A 13196-nucleotide genomic window follows, 5' to 3' on the forward strand; every position below is an offset into this window, starting at 1 on the left:
CGGAGACTGCTTTGTTTATTAAATTTTCATTTATGTTGCGTTTTGATAAACCTAGGATTGCGGCCATATCTCGCCAAGTACAATTGGAAAGAACTTATAAATTTTTGCTTGGCCTAGCCGAAATTCATCCCATCCTGGGAGATTGGTTTCTTCAAGGAAGTTCCAAAAATGATGCGCTCAGTAGGCAGGTAATCAACAACCCACAGCATTTGCACGATGAGGCTCAACGTAATTTTGATGCGGATTTTCCAAGATGGCTCAGGTTTTCCCTATGGAATGGGCAGGATGACCCGCTAAAGGGGGGGCTTGCCTTCAGTTACAGTGCCCATGATTTGGACTCTATGGCCTGTATGCGTTTCGAAGACGGTGGCGCAATCATCTCGTTCATACCCGATGTACGACGCGCTTCTGTAAAAATCATTCAACTAGCGCTTAGTCTATGGCCGGAAATCGACTGGGCCGTATTGGCGCCCCGAGACCATTATCTGCGTAACAAGACTTTCAAGGATCGTCAGACCATCGGCTGGATCGGTTTCTGCCCACAGGCGCTGAAAGCGTCCGATTTCCCGGATGCCGATGAATTGATCGATGTGCCAGGGCGAGGCACCATCGTGGTGAGCTGTCCGCAGGTAATGGATCAGGATAATTTGGAGCATGTTCAGCGAGTCGGCAATATTGATATCAAGCTGATGGAGCTGGGTTATCTGCCCATGTTTTCCGGTTGAGGCCGTCTGATCTGAGGTCAATAGCGGAGCGAAAGGCCAGCTGTCCGTAGCTCTTGGCGATTCGCTTACACCAAAGATTCTGGCGGCGTTTGGCTTCGCTTATCCAGCTTGCGCAGAAACACGGTCATTTCCTTTTCCGCCTGCTTGTCGCCCTTGGCCTGCGCGGCCTGCAGACCGCTCTGCCAGGCGCTGCGGGCGGCATCCGGGTTGCCGGCGGTTTGTTGGGCCTTGCCGAGCAGCTTCCACGCCGCCGAATACTGCGGGTCGTGCTCGACGCAGCGCTGCAGGTGTTCGGCAGCCCTGGTGGCATCGCTGGCATCCAGGTAACCCTTGCCCAGGCCGAAGCGCAGCAGCGCGTTATCCACACCCTTGGCGAGCATCTTTTCCAGTGCGTCGGTGCTCATGAAAGGCTCCCCTAGAAGAAGGTCAGGCCGACCTGGAACAGCCGTTCCACGTCGCGGATATGCTTCTTGTCCATCAGGAACAGGATCACGTGGTCGCCGGACTCGATCACCGTCACGTCGTGGGCGATCAGCACCTCCTCGTCGCGGATGATCGCGCCGATGGTGGTGCCCGGCGGCAGCGAGATGTCCTTGATCGCCTTGCCGACCACCTTGCTCGAACGCGCGTCGCCGTGGGCGATGGCTTCGATGGCTTCGGCAGCGCCACGGCGCAGCGAGTGCACGCTCTCGATATCGCCGCGGCGCACGTGGGTCAGCAGGCTGCCGATGGTGGCCAGCTGCGGGCTGATGGCGATGTCGATCTCGCCGCCCTGGATCAGGTCGACGTAGGCCGGGTTGTTGATCAGCGTCATCACCTTGCGCGCGCCCAGGCGCTTGGCCAGCAGCGACGACATGATGTTGGCCTCGTCGTCGTTGGTCAGGGCCAGGAAGATGTCGGCGTCCTTGATGTTCTCTTCCACCAGCAGGTCGCGGTCCGACGAGCTGCCCTGCAGCACGATGGCGCTTTCCAGGTTCTCCGAGAGGTAGCGGCAGCGCGCCGGGTTCATCTCGATGATCTTCACCTGGTAGCGGCTCTCGATGGCCTCGGCCAGGCGCTCGCCGATATGCCCGCCGCCGGCGATCACTACCCGCTTGTACTCGTTCTCGACCCGGCGCATCTCGCTCATCACCGCACGGATATCGGCCTTGGCGGCGATGAAGAACACCTCGTCGTCGGCTTCGATCACCGTATCGCCCTGGGGCATGATCGCCCGGTCACGGCGGAAGATCGCCGCCACCCGGGTGTCGACCTTGGGCATGTGCTGGCGGATCTGCTTGAGCTGCTGGCCGACCAGCGGGCCGCCGTAGTAGGCCTTGACCGCCACCAGCTGGGCCTTGCCATCGGCGAAGTCGATCACCTGCAGGGCGCCCGGGTATTCGATCAGGCGCTTGATGTAGTTGGTCACCACCTGCTCGGGGCTGATCAGCACGTCGACCGGGATGGCCTCGTTGTCGAACAGCGCCTCGCGGGTCAGGTAGGCCGCTTCGCGCACCCGGGCGATGCGCGTCGGCGTATGGAACAGGGTGTAGGCGACCTGGCAGGCGATCATGTTGACTTCGTCGCTGTTGGTCACCGCCACCAGCATGTCGGCATCGTCGGCGCCGGCCTGGCGCAGCACGGTGGGGAACGAGCCCTTGCCCTGCACGGTGCGGATGTCCAGGCGATCGCCGAGGGCGCGCAGGCGATCTCCGTCGGTGTCCACCACGGTGATGTCGTTGGCCTCGCTGGCCAGGTGCTCGGCCAGGGTGCCGCCGACCTGGCCGGCGCCGAGGATGATGATCTTCATCGGGTTGCTCCAGCGGCTGCGATCTTGATCAGCTTGGCATAGTAGAAACCATCATGGCCGTCCTGCTGGGCGAGCAGTTGCCGACCATGGGGCTGCTTGAGGCCGAACGGGCCGGCGATATCCAGCTCGCGGGCGCCCGGCGTGCGTTCGAGAAACGCGCCGATGACCTCGGTATTTTCCGGCGGCAGGGCCGAGCAGGTGGCGTAGAGCAGGATGCCGCCGACTTCGAGGGCCGACCACATGGCGTCGAGCAGCTCACCTTGCAGGGTGGCCAGCGCCGGAATGTCATCGGCCTTGCGGGTCAGCTTGATGTCCGGGTGGCGGCGGATTACGCCGGTGGCCGAGCAGGGTGCATCGAGGAGGATGCGCTGGAACGGCTTGCCGTCCCACCAGGCAGCGGTATCGCGGCCATCGGCGGCGATCAGTGTGGCGTCGAGGCCCAGACGATCGAGATTCTCGCGCACCCGCGCCATGCGCTTGGCCTCCAGGTCCACGGCGACCACTTCGCGCAAACCCGGTTCGGCTTCGAGCAGGTGGCAGGTCTTGCCGCCGGGTGCTGCGCAGGCGTCCAGCACCCGTTGGCCGGGGGCCAGTTGCAGCAGGTCGGCGGCCAGTTGCGCGGCCTCGTCCTGCACGCTGACGTGGCCCTCGGCGAAGCCCGGCAGCAGGGTGACGTCGCAGGCTTGCAAGAGGCGGATGCCGTCGCGGCTGAAGGTGCAGGGCTCGGCGTCGAAACCGACCTGGCGCAGCCGCGCCAGGTAGTCATCACGGCTGCCATGGCGACGGTTGACCCGCAGGATCAGCGGCGGGTGGGCGTTGTTGGCGGCGCAGATGGCCTGCCAGTGCTCGGGCCAGAAGGCCTTGAGCTGCTTCTGCAGCCAGCGCGGGTGGGCGGTGTGCAGCACCGGGTCGCGATCCAGTTCGGCAAGCAGACTCTCGCTGTCGCGCTGGGCATTGCGCAGCACGGCGTTGAGCAGGCCCTTGGCCGAGGTCTTCTTCAGCTTGTCGACGCAGCCGACGGTTTCGCCGATCGCCGCGTGGGCCGGGATACGGGTGTAGAACAGCTGGTAGAGACCGACCAGCAGCAGCGCTTCGAGGTCGCGGTCGCCATCCTTGAAGGGTTTGCGCAGCAGCTTGTCGGCGATCAGCGCCAGGCGTGGTTGCCAGCGGGCGGCGCCGAAAGCCAGGTCCTGGGCGAGGCCACGGTCGCGGGCTTCGACCCGGTCGAGCAGCGGCGGCAGGCTGGTGCCCAGCGACGCCTTGCCTTCGAGCACCGCGGCCAGGGCACGGGCCGCTGCCAGCCTGGGGTTCATGCCAGCACCGTGCCGACGGCGAACTGCTCGCGGCGGCTGTTGTACAGGTCACTGAAGTTCAGCGCCTTGCCGCCGGGCAGTTGCAGGCGGGTGAGCAACAGGGCGCCAGTGCCACTGGCGACGGTCAGGCCGTCCTTGCTGGCGGCGAGAATCTCGCCGGGCTGGCCCTGGCCTTCGCCGATACGAGCGGCCAGTACCTTGAGTGGCGCCTCGTTCAGGGTGCTGTGGCAGATCGGCCAGGGATTGAACGCGCGGATCAGCCGTTCCAGCTCGTCGGCCGGGCGGCTCCAGTCGATGCGCGCCTCATCCTTGTTCAGCTTGTGGGCGTAGTTGGCCTGGGCGTCGTCCTGCACTTCGCCCATCAGGGTGCCGCCTGCCAGACCCGCGATGGCCTCGATCACCGCCGGCGGGCCCAGCTCGGCCAGGCGGTCGTGCAGGCTGCCGCCGGTATCTTCGGCGGTGATCGGTGTACGCACCTTGAGCAGCATCGGCCCGGTGTCCAGCCCGGCTTCCATCTGCATCACGGTGACGCCGCTCTCGGCATCACCGGCCTGCACGGCGCGCTGGATCGGCGCCGCACCGCGCCAGCGCGGCAGCAGCGAGGCGTGGCTGTTGATGCAGCCGAAGCGCGGGATATCCAGCACCGCCTGGGGCAGGATCAGCCCATAGGCGACCACCACCAGCAGGTCCGGTTTCAAAGCCTCCAGCTCGGCCTGGGCGGCCGCGTCCTTGAGGCTTGGCGGCTGCAGCACCGGGATAGCGTGCTCCATGGCGAGCTGCTTGACCGGGCTGGGCATCAGCTTCTGGCCACGGCCCGCCGGGCGATCCGGCTGGGTGTACACCGCGACGATCTGGTGCGGCGTGTCGAGCAGGGCCTTGAGGTGGGCGGCGGCGAATTCCGGGGTGCCGGCGAATACGATACGCAGAGCTTCGGTCATGGGGTCTCGCTGTAACGGGCAGATTGAGAGCGCTGAAAAACAAAAGGCTTGCCGCGGCAAGCCTTTGCTGTGGGCCGATCAGGCCTGTTGGCGGTGCTGCTTTTCCAGCTTCTTCTTGATGCGGTCGCGCTTGAGCGTGGACAGGTAGTCGACGAACAGCTTGCCGTTGAGGTGATCGCACTCGTGCTGGATGCACACGGCAAGCAGGCCCTCGGCGATCATCTCGAACGGCTTGCCGTCGCGATCCAGAGCGTTGATCTTCACCTTCTGCGGGCGATCCACGTTTTCGTAGAAGCCGGGCACCGACAGGCAGCCTTCCTGGTACTGGTCCATCTCCTCGGTCAGCGACTCGAAGGTGGGGTTGATGAAGACCAGCGGCTCGCTCTTGTCTTCGGACAGGTCCATCACCACAACGCGCTTGTGCACATTCACCTGGGTGGCGGCGAGGCCGATCCCGGGGGCGTCGTACATGGTTTCGAACATGTCGTCGATCAGTTGACGCAGGGCGTCATCGACCACGTCCACCGGCTTGGCGATGGTGCGCAGGCGCGGATCGGGAAATTCGAGAATGTTTAAAATCGCCATAATACGTTTGTGATGCACTTGTGGAATAAATTCAAAATCCGCTGCTAAGATGACGCAAGCATTCAAAAAACGGCGTCAAGCCGCGGATTTACTGGGCTCTGTCGCAGCGCTAGGGCGCTTCACGCGAAGGCACATCATAAAGGGATTCACCGCATGAGGAAATCACTACTCGCCCTGCTGCTGGTCGGCGCGAGCAGCCTGGCGCAGACCGGGATGGCCCTGGCCGAGGTGCAGCTCAAGGAAGGCCACCCCGACCGCTACACGGTCGTGCAGGGCGACACCCTCTGGGATATCTCTGGCAAGTTCCTGCGTCAGCCCTGGAAGTGGCCGGAAATCTGGCACGCCAATCCCCAGGTCCAAAACCCTCATCTGATCTATCCCGGCGATGTGCTGAGCCTGGTCTATATCGATGGTAAGCCCCGGCTGATGCTGGGCCGCGGTGATTCGCGCGGCACCATCAAGCTGTCGCCGAAGGTGCGCAGCACGCCGATGGCCGAGGCCATCCCGACCATTCCGCTGGAGGCGATCAACAGCTTCCTGCTGAAGAACCGCATCGTCGATTCCCCCGAGCAGTTCCAGGGTGCGCCCTATATCGTCGCCGGCAACGCCGAGCGCGTGGTCAGTGGCGCTGGCGACCGTGTGTACGCCCGCGGCAGCTTCGACCCGGCCGCACCGGTGTACGGCATCTTCCGCCAGGGCAAGACCTACACCGATCCGGTGACCAAGGAATTTCTCGGTATCAACGCCGATGACATCGGCGGTGGCGAAATCATCGCCGAGGAAGAGGGCGTCGGTACCCTCAACCTGACCCGCACCACCCAGGAAGTGCGCAACGGCGACCGCCTGTTCCCCACCGAGGAGCGCGCGATCAATTCGACCTTCATGCCCAGCGAGCCGAAGAGCGAGATCAAGGGCCTGATCCTCGACGTGCCCCGTGGCGTCAGCCAGATCGGTCAGTTCGACGTGGTCACCCTCAACAAGGGCGCCCGTGACGGCCTGGAGATCGGCAACGTGCTGGCGGTCTACAAGACCGGCGAAACCGTACGCGACCGGGTTACCGGCGAGTCGGTGAAGATCCCGGACGAGCGCGCCGGCCTGCTGATGGTGTTCCGCACCTACGAGAAGCTCAGCTACGGCATGATCCTCAATGCCTCCCGGCAGCTGGCGGTGATGGACAAGGTACGCAATCCGTAACACCTGCAAGCCCCGCCGATGCGGGGCTTGTGCTATTCGATAAGGCCCACGATCAAGGATGATCCGCCATGTCGACCTGCCATTCCCCCGCCGAACTCGAAGCCCGCCTGCGCCTGCATTGCCTGCCGGAACTGGGGCCCAGGCGTTTCCGGAAATTGCTCAGCGCCTTCGACAGCGCTTCGGCTGCCTTGAGTGCGCCCGCCAGCGCCTGGCGTTCGCTCGGTTTGCCGCTGGCCTGTAGCGAGGCACGCCGTAGCCCCGAGATTCGTGAGCGGGCGCGCCTGGCCCTCGAATGGCTGCAAGTGCCTGGTCAGCAGTTGGTGATGTGGGACGAGCCGGGGTATCCCGCCTTGCTGGCAGAACTCTGCGATGCGCCGCCGCTGCTGTTCGTGGCCGGCGACCCTACGCTGCTGGAGCGCCCGCAGCTGGCCATGGTCGGCAGTCGACGCGCCTCCAGGCCGGGCCTGGATACCGCGCACAGCTTCGCCCGCAGCCTGGCGCGTGGCGGTTTCGTGGTCACCAGCGGGCTGGCCCTGGGCATCGACGGCGCCGCCCATCAGGGCGCCCTGGATGGCGGCGGGCACACCGTGGCCGTACTCGGCACCGGCCTGCAGTGCCTGTACCCGGCGCGCCACACGCGCCTGGCCCGGGATATTGTCGAGCGCGGCGGGGCGCTGGTGTCCGAGCTGCCGCTGGACAGCCCGCCCCAGGCGGCCAACTTCCCCCGCCGCAACCGCATCATTTCCGGCCTGTCGCTGGGCGTGCTGGTGGTCGAGGCCAGCCCGTCCAGCGGCTCGCTGATCACCGCGCGTCTGGCCGCCGAGCAAGGCCGTGAGGTGTACGCGATCCCTGGCTCCATCCACCATCCGGGCGCCAAGGGCTGCCACCAGCTGATCCGCGATGGCGCAACGCTGGTGGAAAGCATCGAGCATATTCTCGAAGCGCTGCGCGGTTGGCAGCAGGTACCGGCGGCGGAACAGGCCGACGTCGAGTCGCCTACTGTCGCGCACCCCTTGCTGGCCTTGTTGTATGCCGCCCCCCATAGCAGCGAAGCCCTGGCCCATGCCGCCGGCTGGCCGTTGCCGGAGGTGCTGGCGGCGCTGACCGAGCTGGAACTCGATGGGCGGGTCGCCTGCGAAGCCGGGCTTTGGGTGGGCCGCAAGCCGTAATACACTGCGCCCAGTGTTTTTCGGCGGAGGTATGCATGGTCACCAGTTGGCAGGTTCAGCAGGCAGCGCGCGTGGTGCGTGCCGGTGGTGTGATCGCCTACCCGACCGAGGCGGTCTGGGGGCTGGGGTGCGACCCCTGGGACGAGATGGCCGTGGATCGGCTATTGGCCCTGAAGGAACGGCCCGTGCACAAGGGGCTGATCCTGGTGGCCGATACCATTCGCCAGTTCGACTTTCTGCTCGACGACCTGCCCGAGGTCTGGCAGGACCGCCTGGCCAGCACCTGGCCAGGCCCGAATACCTGGCTGGTGCCGCATCAGGATCGCCTGCCGCAGTGGATCACCGGCCAGCACGATACCGTGGCCCTGCGGGTCAGCGACCACCCACGGGTGCGTGAACTCTGTGCGCTGACCGGCCCGCTGGTGTCGACCTCGGCCAACCCTGCCGGTCGACCGGCGGCGCGCTCGCGGTTGCGGGTCGAGCAGTATTTCCCGAGGCAATTGGATGCGGTGCTGGGTGGCGCCCTGGGCGGACGGCGCAATCCGAGCGTGATTAGGGATCTGGTGACCGGCGACGTGCGCCGGCCTGCCTGACGCTTGAAGGCAAAAGCGGTCGGTCGTGCTGCGATTTCAAACCTGCTCATATTGGTGGGCTGAAGCGGATCGCCGCCCGGCCCACCCTACGAGGCTGGCACGATCTGTAGGGTGGGCTTTAGCCCACCACTGCAAATGGCCGCTCCCGCCACTTTCCGGCCATAGAGACAGACCTCCAAAACGAAGGCAGCCGATCAGAGTGTTGATCGTTCCCACGCAGAGCGTGGGCATCATCGGTAAAAGCTTACGGCAACAGAATCGTCGAGCCCGTGGTCTTGCGCTCGCTGAGCATCGTCTGGGCGGTGGCGGCTTCGCTCAGCGGATAACGCCCGGCGATTTCCGCACTGAGCTTGCCTTTGGCGATCATGCCGAACAGTTCGTCGGCCATCTTCTGCAGGTTTTCCGCCGTGTTGGCATAGCTGGCCAGGGTTGGGCGGGTGACGTACAGCGAGCCCTTTTGCGCCAGGATACCGAGGTTGACGCCGGTGACCGCGCCCGAGGCGTTGCCGAAGCTGACCAGCAGGCCGCGCGGCGCTACGCAGTCGAGCGAGGTTTCCCAGGTGTCCTTGCCGACGCCGTCATAGACCACCGGGCACTTCTTGCCGTCGGTCAGTTCCAGCACGCGCTGGGCGACGTTCTCGTGGCTGTAGTCGATGGTTGCCCAGGCACCCTGCTGCAGGGCGCGCTCGGCCTTTTTCGCCGAACTCACCGTACCGATCAGCTTGACGCCCAGGGCCTTGGCCCACTGGCAGGCGAAGGAACCGACGCCGCCGGCAGCGGCATGGAACAGGATGATGTCGCCGCTTTTCAGCTCGGCGGTCTGGCGCAGCAGGTACTGCACGGTCAGGCCCTTGAGCATCACCGCGGCGGCCTGCTCGAAGCTGATGGCATCGGGCAGCTTGACCAGCTTCTCCGCCGGCAGCACGTGCAGCTCGCTGTAGCCGCCCAGGGGGCCGGTGGCATAGGCGACGCGGTCACCGACCTGCAGACCCTTGACTTCCGAACCGATGGCGTCGACGAAACCGGCGCCTTCGGTGCCCAGGCTCGACGGTAGCGAGGGCGGGGCGTATAGGCCGCTGCGGAAGTAGGTGTCGATGAAGTTGAGGCCGATGGCCTGGTTGTGCACACGCACCTCGTGGGGGCCGGGGGCGGCGGGCTGGTAGTCGATGTATTCGAGTACCTCGGGGCCACCGTGGCGGCTGAACTGGATGCGTTTGGCCATCGTCTTGCTCCTGCATGGGGATGAATGCAATTGACCCCGAATCCACCGGGGCGTTGGATGCGTTTTCCGTGAGCGGCTGAACGTCGCACCTCCGGTTGACCCGCGTCAACTGCGGAGCCTGGATGCCCGGTGCTATGCTAGCCGCCGATTTCGCCGCAACCAGGGTAAGCCCGTGAGTGACCAGACCGAGGCCGTGAAGGCCTACCTGCTCGACCTGCAAGACCGTATCTGCGCCGCGCTGCAACGCGAGGATGGCCAGGCCAGCTTCGCCGAAGACGCCTGGCAGCGTCCCGGTGGTGGCGGCGGACGCACGCGGGTGATCGGTGATGGTGCGGTGATCGAGAAGGGCGGCGTCAACTTCTCCCACGTGTTTGGCGAGAACCTGCCGCCGTCGGCCAGTGCCCATCGTCCCGAGTTGGCCGGGCGCGGCTTCCAGGCCCTTGGCGTGTCGCTGGTCATTCACCCGCATAACCCGCATGTGCCGACCTCCCACGCCAACGTGCGCTTCTTCAGCGCTGAGAAGGAGGGCGAGGAGCCGGTCTGGTGGTTCGGTGGCGGCTTCGACCTGACGCCTTACTACGGCAACGAAGAGGACTGCGTGCACTGGCACCGTGTCGCCGAGCAGGCCTGCGCGCCGTTCGGGGCGGACGTCTACCCGCGCTACAAGGCCTGGTGCGATCGCTACTTCCACCTCAAGCATCGCGGTGAGCCGCGCGGCATTGGTGGCCTGTTCTTCGACGACCTCAACGAATGGGGATTCGACACCTGCTTCGCCTTCATCCGCGCCATCGGCGATGCCTACATCGACGCCTACCTGCCCATCGTGCAGCGCCGCAAGGCCACGCCCTACACGCCGGCGCAGCGTGAGTTCCAGGAGTACCGCCGCGGCCGCTACGTGGAATTCAACCTGGTGTTCGACCGCGGCACGTTGTTTGGCCTGCAGTCGGGCGGACGTACCGAGTCGATTCTCATGTCGCTGCCGCCCCAGGTGCGCTGGGGCTACGACTGGAAGCCGGCGCCGGGCAGTGAGGAAGCGCGCCTGACCGAGTACTACCTTACCGACCGCGACTGGCTCGGCCTGCAGCAGGCTTGAAGCGCGGCGGCAAAAGCTTCAGTCTTGCCGCCTTTGGCTTCTACGCGCGGAAATGTTCATGGATCGCTACGGTGTATTCGGCAACCCCATCGGCCACAGCAAGTCGCCGCTGATCCACCGGCTGTTCGCCGAGCAGACCGGTCAGCAGCTCAGCTACGAGGCGCTGCTGGCGCCGCTGGAGGATTTCGAGGGCTATGCCCGCGCTTTCTTCGCCCAGGGCCGTGGCGGCAACGTCACCGTGCCGTTCAAGGAACAGGCCTTCACCCTGGCCGACAGCCTGACCGAGCGCGCCCGCCGCGCCGGTGCGGTGAATACCCTGAAGAAACTCGACGACGGCAGCCTGCTTGGTGACAACACCGATGGCGCCGGCCTGGTGCGCGATCTGACCGTGAATGCCGGCATCGCGCTGCGTGGCAAACGCATCCTGCTGCTCGGCGCCGGTGGCGCGGTACGTGGTATTCTCGAGCCCTTCCTGGCCGAGCAGCCGCAGAGCCTGGTGATCGCCAACCGCACGGTCGACAAGGCCGAGCAGCTGGCCCGCCAGTTCGCCGACCTCGGCCCGGTGGTGGCCAGCGGCTTCGACTGGATCGACGCGCCGGTGGACCTGATCGTCAATGGCACCTCGGCCAGTCTGGCCGGCGAGCTGCCGCCGATCTCCGCCAGCCTGATCCAGCCCGGCCACACCTGCTGCTACGACATGATGTACGGCGCCGGCCCCACGGCGTTCAATCGCTGGGCCGCGGAGCAGGGCGCTGCACGTACCCTCGATGGCCTCGGCATGCTGGTCGAGCAGGCCGTGGAGGCCTTCCACCTGTGGCGCGGCGTGCGCCCGGACAGCGCCCCGGTGCTCGCCGAGTTGCGTCGGCAGCTGGCGGCCGGCTGATCCTGGCCCCAGGGCTGTGCCGAATTCGTCAGCGCCGTGGGGCAAAGCGATCAAGCCAGTGGGCGCTGGCAGCGCCAGTGTGTAAGGTCGGTAGATGCCACCGACCTTATCATCGCCACAGGAGCCCACGATGATTCGACTGACCCTGGACGAAGCCCGCAGCTTGTCCCTGTCCATCCTGCGCCATGCCGGTTTCAGCGAGGCCCAGGCCCAGGCGGTGACCGCCACCGTGGTGGCCGGCGAGCGCGACGGCTGCGCCTCCCATGGTCTGTACCGCGTGCTGGGCTGCGTCAGCTCGCTGAAGGCCGGCAAGGTGGTCGCCGATGCCGAGCCGGAAGTGATCGACCAGGCGCCGGCCATCGTGCGTGTGGATGCCCGCGGCGGTTTCTCGCAACTGGCCTTCCAGGCCGGGTTGCCGGTGCTGGCCGAGAAGGCCAAAGGCAATGGCATCGCCGCCCTGGCGATCAACCGCTGTGTGCATTTCTCCGCCCTGTGGGTGGAAATCGAGCAGCTCACCGAGCTCGGCCTCGTCGCCCTGGCCTGCAATCCCAGCCACGCATGGGTGGCGCCGGCTGGCGGCAGCAAACCGATCTTCGGCACCAACCCCATCGCCTTCGGCTGGCCGCGTGCCGGCAAGCAGCCGTTCATCTTCGACTTCGCCACCAGCGCCATCGCCCGCGGCGATATCGAGCTGCACCGCCGTGCCGGCAAGGCCATTCCCGAAGGCTGGGGTATCGATGCCGACGGCCAGCCGAGCACCAGTGCCGAGGCGGTGATGAACGGCGCCATGCTGACCTTTGGCGGCCACAAGGGTTCGGCGCTGGCGGCCATGGTGGAGTTGATCGCCGGGCCGCTGATCGGCGACCTGACCAGCGCCGAGTCGCTGGCCTACGACGCCGGCAGCAAGTCCTCGCCGTATCACGGCGAGCTGATCATCGCCCTGGACCCGCAGCGCTTTCTCGGCGCCGCGACCGACCAGCACCTGGCCCGGGCCGAGGCGCTGTTCGACGGCATCGAAGGGCAGGGCGCGCGGCTGCCCTCCCAGCGTCGCTACGATGCCCGGGAACGCAGCCTGGCCGACGGCGTGCAGATTCCCCAGGCGCTCTACGACGACCTTAAGGCGCTGCTCAGTTGATGCTGTAGCCGCGCCCGCTGAGGCAGGCGCCTAGGGCGCGGCGGTAGGTGTCGGTGGCGCTGGCGGCCGGCGCACTGACTGCAGTAGCCGGATCGAAACCGCTCTGGCTGACCGCCCAGCTGTGGCATTCGTAGCGGTCGCGGGCCTGCAGGTCGGCGTTCTGGCCGCGGGCCGGATAGGCGATCACGTTGTAGTTGGCCGCAGGGGCCGCCACGGCTAGCGGCGGCGCCTCGACCACCACGTACTGCCGGCGGTCGGCGTTCCACATGTAGTAGGTGCCGGCCACCACGAAGTACAGCGCGCTGCCGATCCACAGTTCACGGGCATGGTCCGGCAGGCCATGGCCGTGCCGTGGTCCCGGCCCGCCCCAGCCCGGCCCGGGACCCCCGTGCCCGGGATAGCCACCAGGCCCCCCAGGGCCGCCACCTGGCCCGCCGGGCCCCGCCAGCGCATTCAGGGAAAGCGTTGCGAGCAACAGCGCGGCGATGGCGGAACGGGGAAGGCTTGCGTTCATCATGGGGCTCCAGAGAAGACGATGACCCCGTCCGGATGGCGGG

General features: G+C 65.9%; 14 protein-coding genes. 7 read left to right on the forward strand and 7 right to left on the reverse strand.

The window, feature by feature from the left end; all coding sequences use genetic code 11:
- Positions 1–11: 11 nt before the first annotated feature.
- Entirely contained in the window at positions 12–725 is a 714-nt protein-coding gene (locus K8U54_RS10160; protein ID WP_249910007.1) for an Imm52 family immunity protein, read from the forward strand.
- Positions 726–790: 65 nt separating this feature from the next.
- On the opposite strand, the gene K8U54_RS10165 is transcribed toward K8U54_RS10160, so the two are convergent.
- From K8U54_RS10165 to def, 5 genes are all read right to left on the reverse strand, one after another.
- Complete coding sequence (locus K8U54_RS10165; RefSeq protein WP_249910008.1) at positions 791–1129, reverse strand: tetratricopeptide repeat protein; 339 nt, start codon at positions 1127–1129, stop codon at positions 791–793.
- 11 nt (positions 1130–1140) lie between these two features.
- Positions 1141–2514 (reverse strand): Trk system potassium transporter TrkA, encoded by a 1374-nt coding sequence (trkA, locus tag K8U54_RS10170; protein ID WP_249910009.1) that lies wholly within the window; start codon positions 2512–2514, stop codon positions 1141–1143.
- On the reverse strand, positions 2511–3827 hold the full coding sequence (rsmB, locus tag K8U54_RS10175) for a 16S rRNA (cytosine(967)-C(5))-methyltransferase RsmB (protein WP_249910010.1): 1317 nt from the start codon (positions 3825–3827) through the stop codon (positions 2511–2513). The genes trkA and rsmB overlap by 4 nt, the downstream gene beginning before the upstream one ends.
- Positions 3824–4765, reverse strand: coding sequence for a methionyl-tRNA formyltransferase (gene fmt, locus K8U54_RS10180; protein WP_249910011.1), 942 nt, complete (start codon positions 4763–4765; stop codon positions 3824–3826). The genes rsmB and fmt overlap by 4 nt, the downstream gene beginning before the upstream one ends.
- Positions 4766–4843: 78 nt before the next feature.
- Complete coding sequence (gene def, locus K8U54_RS10185) at positions 4844–5350, reverse strand: peptide deformylase (protein ID WP_027904102.1); 507 nt, start codon at positions 5348–5350, stop codon at positions 4844–4846.
- Between the two features lie 153 nt (positions 5351–5503).
- On the opposite strand from def, the gene K8U54_RS10190 reads away from it, so the two are divergent.
- The 3 genes from K8U54_RS10190 to K8U54_RS10200 all read left to right on the forward strand — a co-directional run bounded on the left by K8U54_RS10190 (position 5504) and on the right by K8U54_RS10200 (position 8306).
- Positions 5504–6544: a LysM peptidoglycan-binding domain-containing protein gene (locus tag K8U54_RS10190; protein ID WP_249910012.1), complete on the forward strand. Its 1041-nt coding sequence runs from the start codon at positions 5504–5506 to the stop codon at positions 6542–6544.
- 68 nt (positions 6545–6612) lie between these two features.
- Positions 6613–7713: a DNA-processing protein DprA gene (gene dprA / locus K8U54_RS10195; protein WP_249910013.1), complete on the forward strand. Its 1101-nt coding sequence runs from the start codon at positions 6613–6615 to the stop codon at positions 7711–7713.
- A 35-nt stretch (positions 7714–7748) separates the two neighbouring features.
- On the forward strand, positions 7749–8306 hold the full coding sequence (locus tag K8U54_RS10200; RefSeq protein ID WP_249910014.1) for an L-threonylcarbamoyladenylate synthase: 558 nt from the start codon (positions 7749–7751) through the stop codon (positions 8304–8306).
- A gap of 244 nt (positions 8307–8550) precedes the next feature.
- Here K8U54_RS10200 and K8U54_RS10205 read toward each other — a convergent pair whose 3' ends face one another.
- Positions 8551–9528, reverse strand: coding sequence for an NADPH:quinone reductase (locus tag K8U54_RS10205; protein WP_249910015.1), 978 nt, complete (start codon positions 9526–9528; stop codon positions 8551–8553).
- A gap of 172 nt (positions 9529–9700) precedes the next feature.
- Here K8U54_RS10205 and hemF point away from each other — a divergent pair, with 172 nt between their 5' ends.
- The 3 genes from hemF to K8U54_RS10220 all read left to right on the forward strand — a co-directional run bounded on the left by hemF (position 9701) and on the right by K8U54_RS10220 (position 12639).
- Positions 9701–10621, forward strand: a complete 921-nt coding sequence (hemF, locus tag K8U54_RS10210) for an oxygen-dependent coproporphyrinogen oxidase (RefSeq protein ID WP_249910016.1) — start codon at positions 9701–9703, stop codon at positions 10619–10621.
- A gap of 58 nt (positions 10622–10679) precedes the next feature.
- Positions 10680–11504 carry a shikimate dehydrogenase gene (aroE, locus tag K8U54_RS10215; RefSeq protein WP_249910017.1) on the forward strand — a complete coding sequence of 275 codons (825 nt, stop codon included), beginning with the start codon at positions 10680–10682 and terminating at the stop codon, positions 11502–11504.
- A gap of 130 nt (positions 11505–11634) precedes the next feature.
- On the forward strand, positions 11635–12639 hold the full coding sequence (locus tag K8U54_RS10220) for an Ldh family oxidoreductase (protein ID WP_249910018.1): 1005 nt from the start codon (positions 11635–11637) through the stop codon (positions 12637–12639).
- Here K8U54_RS10220 and K8U54_RS10225 read toward each other — a convergent pair.
- Entirely contained in the window at positions 12632–13153 is a 522-nt protein-coding gene (locus K8U54_RS10225) for a hypothetical protein (RefSeq protein WP_249910019.1), read from the reverse strand. The genes K8U54_RS10220 and K8U54_RS10225 overlap by 8 nt on opposite strands.
- Between the last annotated feature and the right edge of the window lie 43 nt (positions 13154–13196).

This window comes from Pseudomonas fulva (assembly GCF_023517795.1).
Taxonomy (GTDB): Bacteria; Pseudomonadota; Gammaproteobacteria; order Pseudomonadales; family Pseudomonadaceae; genus Aquipseudomonas; species Aquipseudomonas fulva_D.